This window comes from Methanoregula sp. (assembly GCF_002835825.1).
GTDB lineage: Archaea > Halobacteriota > Methanomicrobia > Methanomicrobiales > Methanospirillaceae > Methanoregula.
The window spans coordinates 1-1,610 of the sequence record NZ_PIZH01000459.1; the positions used below are offsets into that span (position 1 = coordinate 1).

Annotated in this window: 2 protein-coding genes; both read left to right on the forward strand. The window is 54.9% G+C overall.

From position 1 onward, the window contains the following. Nucleotides 1–302 precede the first annotated feature (302 nt). Entirely contained in the window at nucleotides 303–884 is a 582-nt protein-coding gene (locus CW742_RS12270; RefSeq protein WP_292420776.1) for a hypothetical protein, read from the forward strand. Further along, nucleotides 871–1,610 (forward strand): hypothetical protein (locus tag CW742_RS12275; RefSeq protein WP_292420777.1); only part of this gene is annotated, 740 nt, incomplete at its 3' end. The genes CW742_RS12270 and CW742_RS12275, both read left to right, overlap by 14 nt.

The window sequence follows — 1,610 nt, forward strand, 5'->3', positions numbered from 1 at the left end:
GTCCTCACGCGCCCTGTAGAGGAATACGTCAGCATCAAGATCGATGAGTATCGGCAGCAGGCCGAGGACCGCGTTGCCGGACTCCGTAAGATCTTCCCCGCGGGGGCCTGACCCATGGGTGCGGATTTTACCGCCAGTATCCGCTACACCCCCGATGCCAAAGCACCGAAGCCGGCGTATTCAATCGCCTGCAGGCAGCTGGGGATTTCGGAATCCGGATCTGGCGACCTTGAAGAGATGGTCCAGGAAGAACACGACTGCCCGGATTGCTGCGGGTGCGGCTGCTGCAGGGGGCATCACTGATGCTGTCAGCACGCGAAGAGGCCGCGGACCTCAAAAAGAATCCCCTCCCTCCAGAACCAGACTGCAGCACATGTCTGCATTGCTGCATTCCGGAAGCTGAGTGCGATCTCCGTGACGAGGAGGACAATAAGGACCGTTGTGAGTATGCACCGGACGCTGACCACGATGAGACCTTACCCCTCCTGGAGCAGGCATACCGCCTCCAGGCACTGATCTTGCAGAAAGAAGAGGTCCTGAAAAAGTATCGTGCCCGGTTCGACAAGGTCATGGACCAGGTCCTCGCATCGAAGATCGAGAACCAAGGGATCTATTCTCTCATCGACAAGCCGCGGAAAGTCCGGGTGCCAAGCGTCGAGAAGTTCAAGGAGAGATTCAGCGAAGAATACTCGACCTTGAAGAAGGAAGAGTATGCCGCCAAACTGCAGAAACTCGATGACCTGCTGAAAAGCGATCTCACCAGTATTCCGGTCAAACGGGCCGAGGAACTGATCGGTAAGGTCAAGCTCAACGAGATCAGCGAGGAGAAGGTCTACCACGCGTACAAGGTCGTTTCCGCGGAGGACAACCATGCCGGACTATAACCATGGAGTTGTCACCGGCTTGAACAGCTCCCTGATCGTCATCGATACCGAGCGGTTCTTTCTCGGAGAGCAGAAAGCAGACGGTATCGAGGTCGGTGATACGATTGAATGGGCAGATAATGGCGCCAGTTTCCTTACGCACCTAAAATTACTGGCGAAGAAGAATGGAGGAAACCCCACGTCGACAACATCTGCTGCAGAAGGGACGGATCTCAAAGATAAACTGGAGAATGCAGGTTTCCAGAATGATACTTCCGGCCCTGCAGACAAGGATAAACCCAAAATCTCCGGGATCTACCTCGGCAACAATGACACCGCAATCATGCTCAAGATCGACGACAAGAACACACCGTACTATGCTACTCCAGATCTGATCAAGTACCTGCGCTCGAAAGATTGCAAAGCCAAGATCAACGAGGCGGTGACATTGACTTTGGAGCCCAGACCCCAGAAACTAGGTGGCGGGGATTGGGCAACCGGGATTGGTCCGGGATCTGACAGCCCAGCAGCAGAACAGAAAACAAAAGCAACAGATCAGCAACAGCATCCCCCAGAGGAAACGACAAATCGGCAGCTCCCTTCTCCCGCAGCAGTAAAGCCTCCCGTTGCAGCTGCGAATGTATCAGGGCCATCGTTCCGGAAGGCGGTCCGGAAATCTGCAAAACTTCGTGTTGGTCTCTGTGGGACTGCAGGATCCGGGAAGACCTTTACCTCGCTGTTGATCGG